This window comes from Nitrosopumilus sp. b1, assembly GCF_014078545.1.
In the GTDB taxonomy this organism is placed as follows: Archaea; Thermoproteota; Nitrososphaeria; order Nitrososphaerales; family Nitrosopumilaceae; genus PXYB01.
Window position 1 is genome coordinate 1 of sequence record NZ_MU078713.1, and the last position, 18,913, is coordinate 18,913.

Annotated in this window: 22 protein-coding genes and 1 tRNA gene; 12 read left to right on the plus strand and 11 right to left on the minus strand. The window is 36.3% G+C overall.

Going from position 1 to position 18,913, the window contains the following annotated elements:
- The coding region (locus C6988_RS02570) for a winged helix DNA-binding protein (protein ID WP_182133307.1) at positions 1–546 on the minus strand (546 nt) is incomplete at its 3' end.
- A 128-nt stretch (positions 547–674) separates the two neighbouring features.
- Positions 675–1,037 (minus strand): hypothetical protein, encoded by a 363-nt coding sequence (locus C6988_RS02575; protein WP_182133310.1) that lies wholly within the window; start codon positions 1,035–1,037, stop codon positions 675–677.
- A gap of 64 nt (positions 1,038–1,101) precedes the next feature.
- Here C6988_RS02575 and C6988_RS02580 point away from each other — a divergent pair, with 64 nt between their 5' ends.
- Both C6988_RS02580 and C6988_RS02585 read left to right on the plus strand, forming a co-directional pair.
- Positions 1,102–1,857 carry a phosphoglycerol geranylgeranyltransferase gene (locus tag C6988_RS02580; RefSeq protein WP_182133312.1) on the plus strand — a complete coding sequence of 252 codons (756 nt, stop codon included), beginning with the start codon at positions 1,102–1,104 and terminating at the stop codon, positions 1,855–1,857.
- An 8-nt stretch (positions 1,858–1,865) separates the two neighbouring features.
- Positions 1,866–5,246 (plus strand): DNA polymerase II large subunit, encoded by a 3,381-nt coding sequence (locus C6988_RS02585; protein WP_182133314.1) that lies wholly within the window; start codon positions 1,866–1,868, stop codon positions 5,244–5,246.
- Here C6988_RS02585 and glyA read toward each other — a convergent pair.
- Positions 5,243–6,565, minus strand: a complete 1,323-nt coding sequence (glyA, locus tag C6988_RS02590) for a serine hydroxymethyltransferase (RefSeq protein ID WP_182133316.1) — start codon at positions 6,563–6,565, stop codon at positions 5,243–5,245. The two genes, C6988_RS02585 and glyA, sit on opposite strands and share 4 nt — an antisense overlap.
- Before the next feature lie 101 nt (positions 6,566–6,666).
- On the opposite strand from glyA, the gene thsB reads away from it, so the two are divergent.
- Together thsB and C6988_RS02600 are read left to right on the plus strand one after the other, a co-directional pair.
- Entirely contained in the window at positions 6,667–8,364 is a 1,698-nt protein-coding gene (gene thsB, locus C6988_RS02595; protein WP_182133318.1) for a thermosome subunit beta, read from the plus strand.
- Between the two features lie 54 nt (positions 8,365–8,418).
- Positions 8,419–8,697 carry a hypothetical protein gene (locus C6988_RS02600; RefSeq protein WP_182133320.1) on the plus strand — a complete coding sequence of 93 codons (279 nt, stop codon included), beginning with the start codon at positions 8,419–8,421 and terminating at the stop codon, positions 8,695–8,697.
- Here C6988_RS02600 and glnA read toward each other — a convergent pair whose 3' ends face one another.
- Positions 8,698–10,158 (minus strand): type I glutamate--ammonia ligase, encoded by a 1,461-nt coding sequence (gene glnA / locus C6988_RS02605; protein WP_182133322.1) that lies wholly within the window; start codon positions 10,156–10,158, stop codon positions 8,698–8,700. It lies immediately after the preceding gene.
- A 55-nt stretch (positions 10,159–10,213) separates the two neighbouring features.
- Between glnA and C6988_RS02610 the strand changes: the two genes are divergently transcribed.
- Both C6988_RS02610 and C6988_RS02615 read left to right on the plus strand, forming a co-directional pair.
- Positions 10,214–10,771, plus strand: coding sequence for a DNA replication complex subunit Gins51 (locus C6988_RS02610; protein ID WP_182133324.1), 558 nt, complete (start codon positions 10,214–10,216; stop codon positions 10,769–10,771).
- A 30-nt stretch (positions 10,772–10,801) separates the two neighbouring features.
- Positions 10,802–11,086 (plus strand): hypothetical protein, encoded by a 285-nt coding sequence (locus tag C6988_RS02615; protein WP_182133326.1) that lies wholly within the window; start codon positions 10,802–10,804, stop codon positions 11,084–11,086.
- Here C6988_RS02615 and C6988_RS02620 read toward each other — a convergent pair.
- Positions 11,083–11,310, minus strand: coding sequence for an AN1-type zinc finger domain-containing protein (locus C6988_RS02620; protein ID WP_182133329.1), 228 nt, complete (start codon positions 11,308–11,310; stop codon positions 11,083–11,085). The genes C6988_RS02615 and C6988_RS02620 overlap by 4 nt on opposite strands.
- An 89-nt stretch (positions 11,311–11,399) precedes the next feature.
- On the opposite strand from C6988_RS02620, the gene C6988_RS02625 reads away from it, so the two are divergent.
- Entirely contained in the window at positions 11,400–12,140 is a 741-nt protein-coding gene (locus C6988_RS02625) for an SDR family oxidoreductase (protein WP_182133331.1), read from the plus strand.
- A gap of 2 nt (positions 12,141–12,142) precedes the next feature.
- Here the strand turns inward: C6988_RS02625 and C6988_RS02630 are convergent, their stop codons facing one another.
- A complete protein-coding gene (locus tag C6988_RS02630) occupies positions 12,143–12,358 on the minus strand; it encodes a hypothetical protein (protein WP_182133333.1) in 216 nt (71 codons plus the stop codon).
- A gap of 57 nt (positions 12,359–12,415) precedes the next feature.
- Between C6988_RS02630 and C6988_RS02635 the strand changes: the two genes are divergently transcribed.
- A tRNA-Pro gene (locus C6988_RS02635) sits at positions 12,416–12,493 on the plus strand.
- A 101-nt stretch (positions 12,494–12,594) separates the two neighbouring features.
- Positions 12,595–13,122, plus strand: a complete 528-nt coding sequence (locus C6988_RS02640; protein WP_182133335.1) for a hypothetical protein — start codon at positions 12,595–12,597, stop codon at positions 13,120–13,122.
- 28 nt (positions 13,123–13,150) lie between these two features.
- On the opposite strand, the gene C6988_RS02645 is transcribed toward C6988_RS02640, so the two are convergent.
- The 4 genes from C6988_RS02645 to thpR are packed head-to-tail and all read right to left on the minus strand — an operon-like array spanning position 13,151 to position 16,371.
- Positions 13,151–13,762, minus strand: coding sequence for a DNA-3-methyladenine glycosylase family protein (locus C6988_RS02645; protein WP_182133338.1), 612 nt, complete (start codon positions 13,760–13,762; stop codon positions 13,151–13,153).
- Positions 13,762–14,520, minus strand: a complete 759-nt coding sequence (locus tag C6988_RS02650) for a serine/threonine protein kinase (protein ID WP_182133340.1) — start codon at positions 14,518–14,520, stop codon at positions 13,762–13,764. Before C6988_RS02650 ends, C6988_RS02645 begins: the two co-directional genes overlap by 1 nt.
- The gene (gene cca, locus C6988_RS02655) at positions 14,495–15,832 is read right to left on the minus strand and encodes a CCA tRNA nucleotidyltransferase (RefSeq protein ID WP_182133342.1); all 1,338 of its coding nucleotides are present in this window, start codon (positions 15,830–15,832) and stop codon (positions 14,495–14,497) included. Before cca ends, C6988_RS02650 begins: the two co-directional genes overlap by 26 nt.
- Positions 15,829–16,371 (minus strand): RNA 2',3'-cyclic phosphodiesterase, encoded by a 543-nt coding sequence (gene thpR / locus C6988_RS02660; RefSeq protein ID WP_182133344.1) that lies wholly within the window; start codon positions 16,369–16,371, stop codon positions 15,829–15,831. Before thpR ends, cca begins: the two co-directional genes overlap by 4 nt.
- A gap of 73 nt (positions 16,372–16,444) precedes the next feature.
- Between thpR and C6988_RS02665 the strand changes: the two genes are divergently transcribed.
- From C6988_RS02665 to C6988_RS02675, 3 genes are all read left to right on the plus strand, one after another.
- Complete coding sequence (locus C6988_RS02665) at positions 16,445–16,996, plus strand: AAA family ATPase (protein WP_220463399.1); 552 nt, start codon at positions 16,445–16,447, stop codon at positions 16,994–16,996.
- Positions 16,993–17,385: an RNA-binding domain-containing protein gene (locus C6988_RS02670; RefSeq protein ID WP_182133346.1), complete on the plus strand. Its 393-nt coding sequence runs from the start codon at positions 16,993–16,995 to the stop codon at positions 17,383–17,385. The genes C6988_RS02665 and C6988_RS02670 overlap by 4 nt, the downstream gene beginning before the upstream one ends.
- 78 nt (positions 17,386–17,463) lie before the next feature.
- On the plus strand, positions 17,464–18,198 hold the full coding sequence (locus tag C6988_RS02675; protein ID WP_182133348.1) for a hypothetical protein: 735 nt from the start codon (positions 17,464–17,466) through the stop codon (positions 18,196–18,198).
- Here C6988_RS02675 and C6988_RS02680 read toward each other — a convergent pair.
- A complete protein-coding gene (locus tag C6988_RS02680) occupies positions 18,185–18,913 on the minus strand; it encodes an SIR2 family NAD-dependent protein deacylase (protein WP_182133350.1) in 729 nt (242 codons plus the stop codon). The genes C6988_RS02675 and C6988_RS02680 overlap by 14 nt on opposite strands.

Consider the following 18,913-nt stretch of genomic DNA (forward strand, 5'->3'; position numbering starts at 1 on the left):
TTTACCTTTTGGAGTAATTGAATATGTGTAGGGTTTTGTGTTGGTGTTACGATCAACATATCCGTCATCAAATAACTTCTTCATCAATCTAGAAGTATGTTCCCTAGTCCTATCAATTGTGACTTGAATATCACGTGATGTCATAGGTTTGCTTGTGATTAGCTTCAAGACATACTCTGTCACATCACCATGTGGTAAATTAGGCGTAATTTCCTGTTTTTGGTGGCTGGCTGGCTTGATGTCAACTACAGGCTCAGGTTTAGGCACATCTTGCTGTGTATTTTTACTAAAATCCTTAATCTGTGGAGAGGATTCAGGCATTTTTACACTTAATGACTCCATATCAATAGCATCCATGCGTATTTTCATGTCAATTAACTGCCTTTCATAGTACTCTAAACGTTCAACATATGATGGATCAAGCGTATTTTTCTTCAAATTTACATATGGTTTAATTTTATAATACAAATACAACCCAAACAAACCTACCAAAAATGCAACAATTCCACTCAAAATCACTTCTGGATCAGGAATTTCTACTAACATCACATAATTTAGGCGTGGATTGTGATTTATCGTGATAGAACAACATAATTTCACCAAATAGATAACTTACACATCATACAAATCATCACATCATATGTTACTACATCAAACTAAATGGTGATTGGAAATCACACACTACACGCCTGCCGAATGAGCCTGTCTATCACCATCATGACTTCATCCTCTCTTTCTGGGAAAACATCACTATCTTTTATCACAGAAACCTGTTGTGCTAGTCTTGACATCACATCAATATCATCAGGAAGAAGTATGCCTAAACCACGAAGTAACACAATAGAATAGTAGAAACTCATTAATTTCTGCCTAGATTGGCCTAATTGTCGATAATACGCACCTTTACTAATTCTAAACTCTGATTCTAGAAGATTCTTATGATTTAAAATAATTTCAATTTGTCGCTCAGTAAACAACGATTTTTTGATAATTTTCTCAATAATTCTATTAAATTTAGACTCTTCAATGTCTGCCAAAGCTATACAAATCTGTATACAGCATTCCAATTAAACTTTAAAGAGCTCATATCAAACCTGAGTTATGACCAAAATCAAGGTAGAATCATACCTAAATTCAGAATTAAAGAAAAAGAAAGCATTACTATTCGTACTTATAGATTCAGAAATTTCTAATCAAAACTCTTCAGCAAACCTAGCAAAACAGGTAGAGAAGATAGGGGCTTCTGCCATACTGGTTGGAGGATCTTCTGCTACTGATCAAATAGAAATGTCTCAAATAGTAAAGACAATTAAAAAATCAATAAAAATTCCAATAATATTATTCCCTGGGAATGTTACTGGTGTTGTCCCAGAGGCCGACGCCATTTTGTTTAGCTCATTAATGAACTCTGAAAACCCATATTTTATTACCCAAGCCCAGGCATTAGGCGCTCCAAGCGTACTAAAATTTGGATTAGAACCCCTTCCTACAGCATATCTTGTGATAGGTGATGGCACATCAGCCTGGTTTGTCGGTTCTGCACGTGGTATTCCCTTTGAAAAACCAAAGATTGCTGCAGCCTATGCGCTTGCAGCACAATTTCTTGGAATGCGTTTTGTTTATCTTGAAGCTGGGTCAGGAGCAAAGACTACAGTTCAACCTGATATGGTCAAAACTGTAAGGAAACTCTTTAACGGTTTTCTTATCGTTGGAGGAGGAATAAAGGATGCAAAAACAGCCAAAAGTTTGGTCGAAGCAGGAGCAGACGCTTTGGTGATTGGGACCTTGTTGGAAAAAGGAGGCAAACTAAGCAAGTTGACCGAAATCTCAAAAGCAATGAAAACTGCTAAAAAATAGGACGTTAAATGTCAGAAAACGACGCAATTTTACGCATTAAAGGCCTTAAAATGCCTCATAATTATCAGAAATACTATTCTGAACTATCAGACGAAGCATACAGAATTTTTGAAAGCGCAGCATTGGCAAAATCATCCCTAGTTGATTCTTCTGGAATGATTGAGCCAAAAATTGCATTTGACCTTGCAGACCGTGTTGCAAAAATGCACGATATTGATATTTCAGAGCCACTAAGGGAACTGCTAAAAACAAATGGTAAAGAACTATCTGCCCTTTTACTTTCAAAGGAGATAGCACTTGGGAAATACCTCCCACCAGATTCTACACTTGAGGAGAGGCTGGACCTTGCAGTAAGGGTTGGACTGGCAATAGTAACAGAGGGTGTGACAATAGCTCCACTCCAAGGAATTTCTGAAGTAAAAATAAAGAAAAACAAAGATGGAACAGAATATCTTTCTGTATCTATAGCTGGTCCGATGAGATCAGCTGGCGGTACAGAGTCTGCTGTTACAATGCTTATAGCAGATCATGTAAGAAAAGCAGCTAACCTATCAAGATACCAAGCAAACTCATTTGATGATGAAACTGGAAGATTTGTAGAGGAATTAAGAATTTATGAACGCGAAGCAAGCAGTTTCCAATTTCATGTTCTTGATGAAGATATTGTAACTGTAATCTCAAATCTCCCAGTTGAGCTTGATGGAGTTGATACGGATCCATTTGAAGTAGTAAATCACAAAGGAATGGTAAGAATCAAGACAGATAGGGTTCGAGGCGGTGCACTTAGGGTTCTAAATGACGGATTAATTGGTAGAGCAAAAAAACTAGTAAAAAGAATTGAGCAGTACAACTTGGATGGTTGGGAATGGCTTAATGATCTCAAGGGAGCTATCCAAACTGGAGACAGTCAAGAAGATGCTGCCTCAAAAAGAATGCGTGAAGTTATTACAGGAAGATCTGTGCTATCCATGCCAAACAGATTGGGAGGATTTAGGCTAAGATATGGACGAGCATGTAATACGGGGTTTGCATGTATTGGATTTCATCCAGTAATTGCTGAAATTTTAGATCACACTATTGCCGTTGGCACACAAGTAAAAATTGACATGCCTGGTAAAGGAGCTACTGTAGCATTTGTTGACTCTATTGAAACACCTATAGTTCGATTAAAGAATGGCGATGTAGTAAAAATTTCAAATATTCAACATGGAATTCAAATCAAAAATGAAATTGAAAAAATTCTTCATCTTGGTGACGTACTAATTTCATTTGGAGACTTCTTAGAAAACAACGCACAGCTTGTACCCTCAGGATATGTTGAAGAATACTGGAATGAAGAACTAAAAGAAATTATAAAAAAATACGAATCTGATAAGGACAGGTTAGAAAAGTTTCTCAAAGAAATTCCCTCATTAGATGAAGCATTAGAGCTATCAATCCAATTCAAAATCCCACTACATCCAAAATATCTCTTTTATTGGGATCAGATAACAAACAATGAATTCCTACAAGTTCTAAAACCACTTGAAATTTTAGACAATCAGATCGTTTATTCGTCAACTTGCAAAAAAACTTTGGAGAAACTTGGGGTTCCACATAAACTTCAAAACAACAAAATAATTTTAGATGGAACCGAAGCTGAAGTTTTCTTTTCGTTGTTGTTTAGAAATAAGATTGAACCAGATGAATCCTTGCCAATCCCAAAAGTAATTTCAACGTCATCTGGAATCCAAATTCGAAATAAGTTTTCTACTTCCATCGGAGTGAGGATTGGAAGACCTGAAAAAGCAGCACCACGACAAATGAAACCTCCTATACATACTCTATTTCCTGTAAATGAGAGGGGCGGAATCACAAGAGATCTATTAAAGGCCATAAACTCACCCAATTTTTACACAAAGATCTCAAACAGATTTTGCAAAGATTGTAACGAACCATCAATTGGAATTCGTTGCCAAAAATGCGGAAACAAAACTTCCACCGTTTTTGTATGCCCTGTATGCAGATCAAAACTTGCAGAAGAATTTTGTGAAAAATGTAAAAGAAAAACCCTAGCATACTCATATCAGGAATTTCCATTAAAGGAGAAGCTCTTAGTGGCTCAAGAGAGGACAGGTCTTAGAGCAAAGGAGCCATTCAAAGGAGTAAAAGAACTCATCAATCAAGACAGAATTGCAGAACCACTTGAAAAAGGATTGATTAGGCAAAGTCTTGGACTGACCGTCTTTAAAGATGGCACAATTCGATTTGATGCTACAAACTGTCCTTTGACTCACTTCAAACCATCTTGGATTGGCACATCCATTTCTAAGCTAAATGAGCTTGGATACACACATGACATTAATGGTAACCCATTGACTGATTCAGACCAAATCGTTGAGATGATGATGCAGGATGTAATCATTCCATTTGAAAGTGGACGATATCTAGTTGATACCTGCAAGTACATCGATTTAGAACTCGAAAAATTTTACAACCGTGCAGGATTTTACAACGTAAAAAACACAGATGAACTAATTGGGCATCTAATAATTGGTCTTGCTCCTCACACATCTGTAGGGATTGTTGGACGAGTGATAGGATATACCGAGACTCATGTATGCTTTGGTACTCCTAACTGGCACTCTGCAAAAAGAAGAGACGCAGATGGCGATGCAGATTCAATCATGTTACTAATGGACAGCCTCCTTAATTTTTCCAGACAATTTTTGTCTGATAAAATTGGCGGCTTGATGGATGCTCCACTTTTGATACAACCACTAGTTTTGCCACATGAATCTCAACCGCAAGCACACAATTTGGAAGTTGTAAAACATTTTCCAAAAACTTTCTTTGATTCCACCATGGATAATCCCAAAGCATCAAACATCACCTCTGTTGAAATAATTAAATCAAGACTTGATACCGAAGAGCAATTCTTTAACTATTATTTTACACACTCCACTTCTAGCTTAACGACAAGCAAATCAAGAAGTGCATATTCTACTCTGGGCTCAATGTTGGACAAATTTGACATGCAAATAAGAAATGCTGATCTCATTGAGGCAGTGGATACTACTGAAATTGTATCAAATGTAATTTCAACACACTTGGTGCCAGATATTATGGGAAATCTAAGAGCCTATGCAAGACAGAGTTTTCGCTGTACTGCTTGTGGACGTAATTACAGAAGAACACCTCTGCTACAGCATTGTATTTGTGGAAACAGGGTCATTCAGACTATAACGAGAGCATCCATTGAAAAATATCTAAAACTTGCAAAAAGATTGGTTGACAAATACCAAGTGAGTGTTTATCAAAGAGGACGAATACATGCATTATCTGATGAAATTGAGCTTGTATTTGGTAAAAGTGATGGAGATCAGGCTTTGTTAACCGATTACAACTAACGTAATTTTACGTATTCATACGCACCAAGTTTTTTATCAAAACAATAATGCACCTTTTGGAAATCTTTTCTCAATGATTTTACTTTGGGTAAAATCTTCTTAGGATCTTTCTTGTCAATAACGACCTGTTTGATAAATGACGCAATCTCTTTCATCTCAGAACCTTTCATTCCTAATCTGGTAATCTCAGATACTCCCAATCTAATTCCTCCAGGGTGGAAATAGTTTCTACCAGCTTTAATGTCTCCTGGAATTAATTGTCTGTTGACAATAATGTTTGCTTTTTCCAAATTAGCTTCAACCTCTCCACCATCTGAATAATCTAAAACATTTACAGCAATTTGGTGAGATTTTGTAAAACCTCTACTCTCACCAAGAACCTTAAAACCAAATCCACTAAGTGATTCTGCAAGAATCTTTGCATTCTTTATCACGTCCTTAGCATAATCTTTTCCAAACTCTAATGCCTCAGCAAATGTAATTGCTTTAGCTGCCATGTGATGAATGTGATGGCTGCTTGTAAGACCCGGGAATGTAGCTTTCTTGATTGCATCTCCATGTTTTTCAGAACCTAAGACCAATCCACCTTGGGGACCAAATAATGTCTTGTGAGTACTCATTGTCATGGTATCAGCTCCCTCTCGTAAAGGATCTTGAAATTCTCCACCAGCAATCAAGCCTGCTACATGTGCTGCATCATAATTAACATGCATGCCATGTCCTTTAAGAAACTCCGCTAGTTCCTTTACCGGGTGAGGAAACAAAAACAATGAGCCACCAAACATTGCCATCTTTGGAAGTCGTCCTAATTTTTTTAGCTCTTCCACTTTTTGTATTGTTTTATCAACATCAATAGTCATCTCTTCAGCATCAAATGGGTAAAACTCAATTTCTAAACCATGAACTAAACCTGCAGTACCAGAGTGCTCTTTCTTTCCGTGAGAGATATGGCCACCTGCAGGAATTGATGGAGCAAGCATTACATCTCCAGGATTTGTAAATGCAGAGTATATTGCAAGATTTGCAACTACTCCTGAAATCGCTCTAACATCAGCAAATTCAGCTTTGAAAAGCTTCTTTGCAAGCTTCATGCATTCAAATTCGACTTCGTCAATGTAGATACATCCAGCATAAACTCGCTCTCCTGGCCAGCCTTCTGCATATCTATTCCCAAAGTCCGATATTATGGCCTCCCTTACTGCCGGACTTGGAACATTCTCACTAGCAATAAGTGGAATAGAGTTCTCAAACCACTTGTTATGGTCTTTTAATTGTGAGAAGATTTTCTTATAGGATTTTTTGTTAGCAGTCTCAGCCATGCTCTGGCAAACTATTTTCCCAATTTAAAAACACCGATTATTTTTTTGTATGTCTGCTGATCTAAACAACGTATAAAAAGGGAATACGAGGTCTTTGGGCCATGAGTGGACAAATTGCAAAAGGAAACATGCCAGTAGTCCTGTTAAAGGATGGAGCATCTGAAACCAAAGGTCGTGAGGCTCAAAAAAATAACATTCAAGCATGCAAAATTGTCTCAGAACTAGTCCGCTCAAGTTTGGGTCCACGTGGAATGGACAAGATGTTAGTAGATTCTCTAGGTGATGTTACAATTACAAATGACGGCGCAACAATTCTCAAAGAGATTGATGTCCAACACCCAGCAGCAAAGATGCTGGTTGAAATTTCAAAATCTACTGATAATGAGGTTGGAGACGGTACCACATCAGCAGTTGTCTTGGCAGGAGCTCTGTTGGAGAGTGCAGAATCTCTAGTTCTTCAAGACGTTCATCCAACAATTATTGTTGATGGATATCGAAAGGCAGCAAAAAAGGCAAAACATTACTTGCAAGAAATTGCTGACAAGGTTTCCCCTAATGATAAAAACATACTAAACAAAATTGCAAAAACATCAATGCAAACTAAACTTGTTAGAAAAGATTCTGATTTACTCGCTGATATGATTGTAAAAGCAGTCTTGGCAGTTGCTGAAAAAGAAGGCGAGTCATACTCTGTAGATATTGATGATATTAAAGTTGAAAAGAAGGCTGGAGGATCAATTGGAGACTCTGCCCTGATTCAAGGTATTGTACTGGATAAAGAAGTAGTTCATGGTCAAATGCCAAAGAAAGTTACTGATGCAAAAATTGCATTAATCAACACTGCACTTGAAATCAGCAAGACTGAGACTGATGCTAAGATTAACATTTCAAACCCTCAACAAATGAAAGCATTTTTGGATGAAGAAAACAGAATGCTAAAAAATATGGTTGACAAAGTTATTGCCTCTGGTGCAAACGCAGTTCTATGTCAAAAAGGCATTGATGATATGGCACAACACTATCTTGCTAAAGCAGGAGTTTTAGCTGTTAGAAGAATTAAGGAAAGTGATCTTACTAAACTTGCAAAAGCAACGGGTGCCAGAATTGTTACTAACTTAGATGACCTATTTGAGAAAGATCTTGGAACAGCAGAAACTGTAGAAGAGAGAAAGATCGAAGAGGATCGTTGGGTCTTCATTGAGGGATGTAAACATCCAAAAGCTGTTACCCTCTTACTAAGAGGTGGTTCTCAAAGAGTTGTTGATGAAGTTGACAGATCAGTACATGATGCTGTCATGGTAGTAAAAGACGTAATGGAAGAACCATCAATTGTCGCTGGTGGCGGTGCACCTGAAACATATGCAGCAACTAAATTACGAAACTGGTCAAAATCTCTTGAAGGTAGAGAACAACTAGCAGTCGAAAAATTTGCAGACGCATTAGAAGCAATTCCACTAACACTTTCTGAAAATGCAGGAATGGATCCAATCGATACTCTAACCGCATTACGTTCAAGACAACTTAAAGGAGAAAAATGGACTGGCATTGATGTAATGAAAGGAAAGATTGCTAATATGAAATCCAGTGATATTATTGAACCACTTTCTGTTAAAAATCAAATTGTATCAGCTGCATCAGAAGCTGCTTGTATGATTCTAAGAATTGATGATGTTGTATCCACAACAAAATCTGCCGGACCTCCACCTGGCGCTGAAGGCGGAATGCCACCTGGAATGGGTGGAATGGGAGGAATGCCACCTGGAATGGGTGGAATGCCTGATATGGGCGGAATGATGTAGATTCCAATTAGGAATTCTCAAAAGTTTATTTGATGACATAATTTACGAAAACCATTGAGCAAGACTGCTTCTCGTACAATAACTGGAATCAAGTATGTCTACCTTGCAATCTTCTTTGCATTATTGTCGGGATTTTTCCATCCTTTGATTACTGGAGCTCCATTTGACAGTGTTATTATCGGCGTCTTGGTGCTTTTTGTAGGGCTTGCAGGAGGAGTACTTGTGTACAAAGCTGCTACTTCAGACAAGAGGAGAGGAATCTATCTTGGAGGAGGATTTGGTTTAATTGCGATATCACTTGCTTACATTTTTCAGTTGACTGGAAGAGCCTAACTATACATCAAAATACAAATAGAATTCGTGTGGGTGAGGCCTAATTGAGATCTCTTTGTGGTCTCTTCTCTCCAACTCGATTATCTTATCAATGACATCATTAGTAAAAATAGGAGTAAGGAACTTTCTATCACTCTCCAACTCATCTAATGCTTCACCTAAATTAGCTGGGAGCACACCGATTCCTCTCTTTATGCGCTCAGCTTTTGTCATCTTGAAAATATCTTCTTTAACCTGATCTCCTGGTTCTTTCTTCTTCTTTAGTCCATCAAGACCAGCAGCTAATACAGCAGAAAATACAAGGTAGGGATTTGCTGATGGATCAGGCGCTCTATACTCTAATCTCTTTAGATATGAGTATCCCGCACCCTTGAAATGTTTTGGAATTCTAACTATTGCAGAACGATTACTTCCACTCCATGCAATGTAAACTGGAGCTTCGTATCCTGGAACTAATCTGTGGTAAGAGTTTGTAGTAGGATTGGTAATTGCACAAAGAGCTCTTGCGTGTTCTAAAATTCCTCCACAAAAGTATCTTCCAGCTTGACTTAGCTCATCTTCTTCATCTGCATCAAAGAAGATATTCTTCTTATCTTTCCATAAACTGACATTTGAGTGCATACCAGAACCAGAATCCATTGAAATGGGTTTTGGCATCATTGTTGCAACCTTGCCGAATTTCTTTGCTATGTTTCTGATTATGAATTTGTATGATTGCGTTGCATCAGCTGCATTTGTCAAGTAGTCATATCGAATGTCAATCTCACATTGACCTGCTGTTGCAACTTCGTGGTGATGATTGTCACATAAAATTCCAAAATTCTCGTTTAGTACATTTACACATTCGTTTCTAAATGGTGTAAGTGTGTCTGAAGGGGTACTTGGGTAATATCCCTCTTGTAATCCCATTGGATAGCCTGTTCCTTCCTGACTCCAAGGAGCTTCAACTGATTCAATTGAGTATGATTGGCCTTTGTATGGTGTAAGAACATCCCAATGAATTTTATCAAATACAAAAAATTCTACTTCAGGTCCCCATGCACTATAATCATAGCCCTGAGTCTTTAGATACGCTTCAGCATTTTGTGCAATGCCCCTTGGGTCTCTTGATAATCTTCCTCTATCTTCTCCCCAGTAAACATCACACAGTAACCTTGCTGTCTTGTTCTCTGTCATCCAGGGGATAACAGCATAGGTATTTGGATCTGGTTTTAAAATTAAATCTGAATCATCTATGCTAGTAAAACCCACAATTGAAGAACCATCAAGCTTGGGTAATCCATCTTGCATCTGTTCAGGAGTAAAGGTATTTGCCGAAATTGTTGTATGGTGGAACCTGCCCATCAAACTTGTAAACTGTAAATCAACAAACTTGATGTCTTCATGCTGAATTTTTGAAAAGACCTCGTCAGGAGAATATTTAATCTGGATCGCTTTTCCGTGGCTAACTTTATACGGCAATTTAGTTCCTAACAGCTACACAAATACATCCGCCCATTTAAGAGTTAGGTAAGCCATGTCTGAAACAATAGAAATAGATCTCACTACATTGTTTGGAATAACCCAACGAGAAACTGAAAATGACACTGTACAAGAAGTAAACCCAGAACTTTACACATCTATTTCAGAATTTATTGGAAAACTAAAGAGAGAAGAATATGACAGTACAGAAGCTAAAATTAAATCCAAACTTGTCCAAATGGTTACCGAACTAACTACCATTCTGATAACTGCAAGATTAGAGAAAGCATTAAGCTCAATTCCTATTGATTATTCAAACTTACTTGATGAGGAAAAATACATCTTAGACTCTGAAGACGAAATGAGAGATCGACAAGAGATGATAGTTTCTGCAACACTAAATGGTAAATCCAAACTCCTTGAATCCATTGCACAAAAACACAAGACTAAATCTATAACAGTACGATTCCTCAAAGAGATGGACTCTATTGTTGGAGTTGATCTTGAAAAATATGGCCCGTTTAAAACTGAGGACGTTGCTACTATTCCCTATGAAAATGCCCAAGCACTAATCTCAAAATCAATTGCTGTAAAGATTAGAGTAGATGATTAGATAGAAATTATCCTAATACAGTAAAGTTTCATGTCACATACCGGAGTCGATGTTATTGATTTTCTTTTTTATACAGTTTATCCTGTGATTGGTATTTTCATTGTTGAGGGGATTAGTAGACTAGTAAAATCTCCCAAGTGGATAAAACTTTGGGTGCAAGCTGCAGTATCAATTGGATTTGGAATTTATTATTGGTTCATTTTACCTGCTCCGGAAAACTTTCCATTAACTGCGATGGTGATGTTTGCGCTAGCTATTGCACTTATTTATCAAGGAAGAAGAGCAAAAATTTCACCCGATAAATCTCCATACTAATCTTTGAACTTGCCAAACATTCTCTTGAAAAAACCAGGCTTGTTGGGACCGCCATCTCTTATCACTCGTTTCTGCCCAAATCTTTTAGCTCTAATCTGAGTTAATTTTACACACCTGTGTTCTTCTGGAAGCCTATGTTCGGAACAAAAAGGATCCTTGCAGTAATTGCACTCAAATGGCATGTCTGTCAAGTCACCACAATAAGCACAGTTTTCTGGCTTCATAGAACACTGTACAACTTTTCATTTAATAAATTCTCTAACGGTTATCACGAAAACATATTTACCATGCAGATTGAAACTGAAAGAAGATTATGTTAAAAGATAAAGTTGCAATTATTACAGGCGCAAGCAGTGGAATTGGAAATGCCACAGCACTTGCTTTATCAAAAGAAGGCGTTAAAGTTGCTGTTGGTGCAAGACGAACTGACAGACTAGAACAACTCGCAAAGAAAATTAAAGAAAACGGCGGAGAAGTCTTTTTTCAAAAACTTGATGTTACAAAAAAATCCGAATGTGATTCTTTTGTTAAAGCTGTTTTAGACAAATGGGGCTCTGTTGACATTCTTGTCAATAACGCGGGGTTAATGCCTTTGAGCTTCTTCAAAAATCTTAAGGTGGATGAATGGGATAGAATGATTGATGTTAACATCAAAGGTGTACTGTATTGTACTGGTGCTGTAATCAATCATATGAAAGAGAAAAAATCTGGACATATTGTTAACATCTCATCTGTTGCTGGCCGCATAGTGTTCCCCGCAGGAAGTGTTTATTGTGCAACAAAACATGCAATCACTGCTTTCAGTGAGGGATTAAGACAGGAATTTAGCGTTCGCTCAAAAATCAGAGTTACTTGTATTGAGCCTGGCGTTGTTGCTACAGAACTAAATGATTCTATTACTGATGAATCCCTAAGTGGTTTTGTAGAAAGTGCCAAAAAAATGGAAGCCTTACAAGCAGATGATATTGCAAACGCAATTGTTTATGCTGTAAAATCTCCAGAACATGTTAGTGTTAATGAAGTGTTAGTAAGACCTACAACTCAAGAACGATAATCTTAGGCTTTTTCGTTTCGATCTTTCTCTTTTGTCAAATGTTCTAAAATCGCTTTAACTTCAATTCCTAAATCAGAGGCGTTTTTTGCCATATCTAATTTTTCAGGAATTTGCTGTCTAAAGCTTTCATCTTCCAACTCAATTCTTCTCTTCTCTACACAGTCAGTATGATCACTATCTCTTGCAGATATTTTATGGCAGATGGAACAAATTTTCAATAATCTCTCAGTAGAATACCACGATTTAATAATTTCATTTTTTTGTTTTGTTTCTAAGGGGCCGTCGTCTAGTTTGGCTATGATGCTAGCCTGGGGTGCTAGAGGTCGCAGGTTCAAATCCTGCCGGTCCCACCATCATACAATTGTAAAGTTACAAAATTTTCTATCAAAAGTTGGTTAAACTAGATTTTAATTAAAAGTTATAATTTGACCCGCTATCTGCAATTTGACAAAAAATGTCATACAAATCAAGACAGAAAAAAATTGCACTTGCTGCAACAATAGCAGTTGTCGCAGTGGGAATTACCGGAGCATTCTTTATTCCAGCACAGAGTGCAGAAGTAATTGTACCTACAACCCAGGAAGACCAAGAAAAATATGATGCACTTGGAATTGCACAAAGATTTGTGGTAACTAGTCCTACATTTGCTTTTGATGGAGACATTAACTCACTCAAAACTGAATATGTTGGTTCCACAAAATCAATTCCACCACAACACATCTTCAAAGCAACCTTTGAATCAAGCCATGGATTCTTTGGAAATAGGGAAGGCCAAGCTCTTACTCCCGAACTCACTCCTCACACCATGATAATTTTGGTATCAGAAGGAACCGTGATTTCTGCAATAACTGACGAAACATGGGATGAGCAAAAAGAACTGTTCATACAAAGAGAGACAGATCTTGATGCTTCCAACTTTGTTTCTGAGTACGACTATACTGCACTTGAATTACTTTTAGACAACCAGTTTGTTAAAATGTAATTCATTTCCTTTTTTTATTTTAAAAAAGCTAACCTATCTCATCAAAATTGTTCAGACTTTTCCAAAGATACCATGTGGCAATCGTTCTGTAAGGTCTCCACTTTTCAGCAATTTTTTTCATCTTATCCTCAGATGGCAGTTCTTTTAGATTATGCAATCTCTTAATTCCTTTTTTTAAACCCAAATCTCCAACAGGCAAGACATCTAATCTACCCAATGAAAATATTAGAAACATCTCTGCAGTCCATCTTCCTATGCCTCTGACCCGTATCAATTCTTCAATAACTTGCTCATCTGACAAATTTCGCATCTTGTTTAATTGCAATTCTTTAGAAGAGATTTTCTTTGAAAGATCTTTAATGTAAGAAACTTTCATCTGTGATAAACCAGTCTTTTTTAATTTTGAGTCTGAAGTCTTTAGAACATCAATCGGTTTAGGAAACCTAGAAGAATAAAGCAATCTGAATCTCTCAGATATTGATTTTGCTGCAGATCCAGATAATTGCTGAGTAATTATCGCCTCAACAAGTGATTCATACCGGTTTCTGGTGGTTCTAATCTTACAGGCTCCTACATTAAAGATAATTTCAGCTAATTTTGAATCCTTTTTTAGATGTCTTATTGCAGCTTCAAGAGCCATTACACCTTTAGAACTTTCAAAATATCATCAAAACTCTTTCGATCTTTTTTGTGCTTGTAATCTCTTAATGCATCTATGATCTTTTCTCTTGGCGGTATTTTGTATACACGACCAACCTTCTTTGAGATTCCAGAGCCAATAAAAATAGCCTGAGTCGCAGAAGTTACGTTTGAAACCTTTCGTTTTGTACTAGAACTCTCAAAATCAATCAATGTAATTTTTTTACCAACTATGACGTGTTTAGAAATGCTACTCAATTCTCCATGATCAATGTTGGATGAATCCAGCTTGTAGCATTCTTCCAAAATGCTTCTTATTGTTTGCTTAATCTTTCCTGCTCCTCCTCTTCCACTCACTGATGCAACCCAATCACTAACCTTTTCTCCATTAAGATACTCCATCAAAATGAAATTTTTACTGCTGGCAATGAATTTTGGTCCAACTTTGGCCTTGTTTGCAGATTTTAGTAATCTAGCTTCATTTTTCATTCCATCTCTTTGAGAATCTATCCGTCTAATTTTTAGAGCAACAAGACTATTCCTTTTTTTTGCCAAGACAACAACACCTACGTATCCTTTTCCTAAAATTCGTAAATTTCCAATTTGTGTCTGACCTTGAAAAGATACTTTTGTAATTCCTAGTTTTTTTAATTCTGAAATTCTTGATGTGATTTGTCTCTTGGAAGCTTTTGGATATCCAAGTATAGATGAATACGGTTCTTTTTGGAATATGCTAATTGGAAGAAAAGAGGATTTCATCAGTTGATGCCATCTCGGCAATTGCCTCTTTAATTGATTTGCTAGTGTGCATGTTTCCTGTAAGAATCTTGAATTTTTTAATATCTTTTTTTATTCCTGCAGGAACTCCAGAATTACTAAGATTCTTTGATAGTAGATAAGTTAGAAATTTCTTTGCTTCATTATGTTTTCTATTATCTAGAGAACAAACTCTTCTGTTGCTTGCAACCCATAACAACTTGCTAGTCTTTTTATTTTTTTTAATAAAACTTGTTGCATCACTTTCATTGAAATATTCTGGTCCTTCTCTTACAAATAATTCTGGAATTATCACCGAATCAAGTAAGAAAATTAATGAGGCATCATTAGCCTCATCTGTAATTGCAGCATTTCTTATCACTTTGAATCCTGCAAGTTTTAGTTGCATGTTTAGAGCACTTGATGCACGCTTAATCTGTCCCCAAATTATATCCGGACTTCTAGCTTTGAATTGAAATCTAACAATAACAATATTTTTGAGAATCTCACTCTTTACTCGTCTTTTTCTTGATCTAAAGAAATGCATTGATGGTTTTTTTAGAAATTCCCTACTTGCGAGAACAAATTTTCCTATATTTTCTTCTGATATGGCAGCAGCTAAATTTCTATTTCCGTCAATAGGATCCAAAATAGAAATTACAGTATCAAACTCTTTTGTAGCTTTTCCAATAATCTGCCCTACACTGATTTTAGCAAATTCTTTTAGAACATTTTCAAAACTTCCAAAGTTCCAAATGAGAACTTCAGCTACATATCCACTAAATCCCTGTCTTGCAATTTCAGCACCATAGATTCCGTTATTCATCAAAAATTTCTTTAGCAATCTTACATCGTTTTTCATTTCACCTGAAAGTGATTCAAGCATAAACTGTGTATGAAAATGGGTTCTATCAGCAGCTGATTTCCATTCTCCTTTCTCTACATTGTAACAGGGAACTACATTTACTTTAGTTGTCTTTATTTTTGCTTCGACATAAGGATGGTCTGAATATTTTACATACGGATGAAATTTTTTTAGTGCTTGAAATCCTACCTTTTTCGATATTTCTATGAATTTTTTTTCTGTAGTTTCTTTTTTGAATTTTATAAAAATATCAATATCGCCTCCTTGTTCTGCAGATATCCAAGTGCCTTTGGCATAAGATCCGCCAAACTCAACATCAAGAATTTCAGAATGTTTTTTTATTTGAGAGATTACAAGCTCAAACGCAAGTTTTGCAACTGAGTTTTTTTCATTTTCAAGTTTTTTTGTAGGAATTACACTCTTGCGTGCTGTTGTTAAAATCTGATTCATGGTTTTGCTGACACCACTTGTAAATCAGAATAAATTGGACCAGAAGGAGTTAACTCACTTTTTTTTAATTTAAAATTTTTTACATTTTGAATTCCAAAACGTACATTCTTGTATCTTTTCAATTCTTCTGTTATATCATTTGGCTTGTTTTTAATTCTAAAGATTGTAACATGAGGGGTAAATGGTTTATCACTAGAAAATCCTAAAGGTGATAGTGAACTCTCAACCTTTTTTGCCAATTCTATGAGATTTTTCCCAGAATCTTCATCAACTCCAATCCACACCACTCTGGGGAATTTTGCTTTAGGAAATGCTCCCATATTTGTAAATGTCACATCAAAGGACTCAAAACTAATTCTTTCTAAAGCATCCTTTACTTGATTTAATTTATTTTCATCAATTTCTCCCAAAAACTGTAATGTAAAATGAATATTTTTAATTTCAACAGGTTTTGCATTGATGTTAAATTCTGACTGTATTTTCTTTATTGAATCAATTATCTCTTTACTAATTATTTCTATGGCAACAAAACTTCTCATCATGAATTTTTTAATATATTGTTTATAATAATTTCCGGTAGCTTCATAGACTAGACGAATTTACTTTTCTTAATTGGTCAAACTAATCGTATGCCTAACTGGAATGCCCGGGGCTGGAAAATCTACTATTGCAAATGGTTTGAATGAAAAAGGATTTGAGATAATCAATATGGGTGATGCAGTACGTCAAGAAGCCAAGGAAAAAAATCTTGAACCGACAGGACAAAACTTGGGAAAACTCATGCTTGAACTACGAGAAAAAAATGGTCAAGGAGCAATTGCAAAATTAATTGAACCACAAATTATGAAATCCAATTCTGATGTTATAGTTGTTGATGGAATCAGATCAAATGCTGAAATCGAGGTATTGAAAAAAATTTGTAAGTTAAAAATTCTTTCCATACATGCTTCAACAGATACACGTTATGATTTTCTGACAAAGCGAGGAAGAAGTGATGATCCTGATAATAGAGGCAAGTTTGATGAAAGAGATTCAAGAGAGCTCGGAGTAGGAATTAGTACTTCCATAGCACTTGCCGATGAGACAATTTCTAACAACAATTTATCAATAGAACAACTAATTGATCGTGCATACAACACTATCAAAAGCTGGTTGAATAAATGAAGACACCTACATTTAGATGCAAGATAGAAGCTTACTGTCCAATATATTCATCTGAGGATCCAGATAAAGTGATTTTATCTGTTACCAACGTATTACCAAATTCTAAAATTAAATCCACTAAAAAAGAAATCAAGGCAACCTCGATCAATCTTGATACCATCGAAAAAATTTCAGATACATTTCACTCAAGGAAAAGTCTAAGCAGTTTTAGACGACAATTAATAAAAAATCTAGATTATGATTCAACCTGGTTTTATCTCAATAAACAGGCTGCATTCGTAAATACGGTAGCACTATGTGAAACTGCAGAGGAATCTCCTTTGGGCCCAATCAAGGTGTATCTGTATTCCGAGAGTATTCAGGAGATAATCGATTGGTTAGTCTCTTAACTCAATAAAATTAAAGCCGAATAGATCAAAATTTTCAGTCTTGATGTAAAATGACGATTTCCATAAAGTTTAGAGAAAATGAAAGTACAGATAGCAATAGTTTGTTCTATTCTTGTTGTAGGAGGCTTTCTGTTTATGCCCGGTGCTATTGATGTAATTCCTGGAGGCCAAAACCTTGTTGATTACATTGAAAATAACGTAGGTGAAGTTCCAAAACAAACAGTTGAAAAAATTGGTGGAACAGTTGACTCTTCAATTAATACAGTCAACAATAAGATTACTGACATAAAAGACTCCTCTGAAGAATTTCTCTCAAAACAAAATATTCCAAATATCATTCCAACCAAATTAGAAGACGCAGAATTAGAAGAAATCGAATTCCATGGAAAACTAGAAGACAAACCTGAATTTCCACCTGCAGTGTCACGACACGCAAATGGTGCAGGCTCACCATCGGCATCCACAACTAATGCACCAACTGTTGTAACAACCCCACAAACTCAAACTATTTCTTATGAAACATTATCCCTAATTACAGAAAAACAGCCAGATGATACTGTCAAGCTGAAATACAAAGACACATCAGGAAAAACTCTGAGCGTTACTGTAACAATGAGAAATGAACAAAAAATATTATTCACTGGACAATTCTTCTCATCAAGCTTTGAAGCTACTGTGCTAGACGCTGCAAACACGCCACATTTTATTGACATGATAGTTGATCACGCTGATCATGGAAAGATCTCCGCATCAGCTTTTAATCCCGCAGGAAATACAGATTCATCCATTAATGGCGTTTTTAGTTCTGGATAGACTGAATATACGTCAGAAGCTTTGGCAAAATATTTGATGAAGTATCTCTTATGGATAAATCCATCTGAGATGACATTATTGTTTCCTCTGGATTAATTTCTATTAACATCGCATCATTCTGTTTTGCATAAATTGGCAAAGTATTTGCTGGAGAAACCACTAACGAGGTTCCGGCAATTATCATAATATCACATTTACTTGACTCAATCATTGCCTCTCTCCAAACTTTTTGTGGTAATGGTTCACCAAACCATACTACATCTGGCCTTAAAATTTTCCCACATAGGCACTTTGGAGGAACCTCTTCAAATTTTGTAATAATATCATCTTCAAAGTCACAAGATGTACATTTTATTCTAATAATGCTTCCATGAAGCTCTAGTACTTTGGAACTTCCTGCTTTTTGATGGAGACCATCAATATTTTGAGTCATGACGACTACATCTTTGAATTTTTCAATTTCTGCCATTGCAAAATGACCTGGATTAGGTTTTGCAGAAAGAATATTTCCACGTCTATCTTCATACCATTCCCATACCAGCTTTGGATTCTCATAAAATGCCTCTATTGTAGCCAGTTGCATTGGATCGTATTTTCTCCACAATCCATCTTTACCCCTAAATGTAGGAATACCACTTTCTTGTGAAATCCCTGCACCTGTAACAAAGATTATCTTTTTTGTTTCTTTTAACTTGTCTTTAATAATATCAAACAT

Coding starts and splice junctions, on each gene's coding strand:
- C6988_RS02675 (WP_182133348.1), top strand. CDS start 17,464: ATGAAAGTACAGATAGCAATAGTTTGTTCTATTCTTGTTGTAGGAGGC.
- C6988_RS02680 (WP_182133350.1), bottom strand. CDS start 18,913: ATGTTTGATATTATTAAAGACAAGTTAAAAGAAACAAAAAAGATAATC.
- C6988_RS02615 (WP_182133326.1), top strand. CDS start 10,802: ATGTCACATACCGGAGTCGATGTTATTGATTTTCTTTTTTATACAGTT.
- C6988_RS02585 (WP_182133314.1), top strand. CDS start 1,866: ATGTCAGAAAACGACGCAATTTTACGCATTAAAGGCCTTAAAATGCCT.
- C6988_RS02645 (WP_182133338.1), bottom strand. CDS start 13,762: ATGGCTCTTGAAGCTGCAATAAGACATCTAAAAAAGGATTCAAAATTA.
- C6988_RS02610 (WP_182133324.1), top strand. CDS start 10,214: ATGTCTGAAACAATAGAAATAGATCTCACTACATTGTTTGGAATAACC.
- C6988_RS02650 (WP_182133340.1), bottom strand. CDS start 14,520: ATGAAATCCTCTTTTCTTCCAATTAGCATATTCCAAAAAGAACCGTAT.
- thsB (WP_182133318.1), top strand. CDS start 6,667: ATGAGTGGACAAATTGCAAAAGGAAACATGCCAGTAGTCCTGTTAAAG.
- glyA (WP_182133316.1), bottom strand. CDS start 6,565: ATGGCTGAGACTGCTAACAAAAAATCCTATAAGAAAATCTTCTCACAA.
- cca (WP_182133342.1), bottom strand. CDS start 15,832: ATGAATCAGATTTTAACAACAGCACGCAAGAGTGTAATTCCTACAAAA.
- C6988_RS02625 (WP_182133331.1), top strand. CDS start 11,400: ATGTTAAAAGATAAAGTTGCAATTATTACAGGCGCAAGCAGTGGAATT.
- C6988_RS02580 (WP_182133312.1), top strand. CDS start 1,102: ATGACCAAAATCAAGGTAGAATCATACCTAAATTCAGAATTAAAGAAA.
- thpR (WP_182133344.1), bottom strand. CDS start 16,371: ATGAGAAGTTTTGTTGCCATAGAAATAATTAGTAAAGAGATAATTGAT.
- C6988_RS02640 (WP_182133335.1), top strand. CDS start 12,595: ATGTCATACAAATCAAGACAGAAAAAAATTGCACTTGCTGCAACAATA.
- C6988_RS02670 (WP_182133346.1), top strand. CDS start 16,993: ATGAAGACACCTACATTTAGATGCAAGATAGAAGCTTACTGTCCAATA.
- C6988_RS02620 (WP_182133329.1), bottom strand. CDS start 11,310: ATGAAGCCAGAAAACTGTGCTTATTGTGGTGACTTGACAGACATGCCA.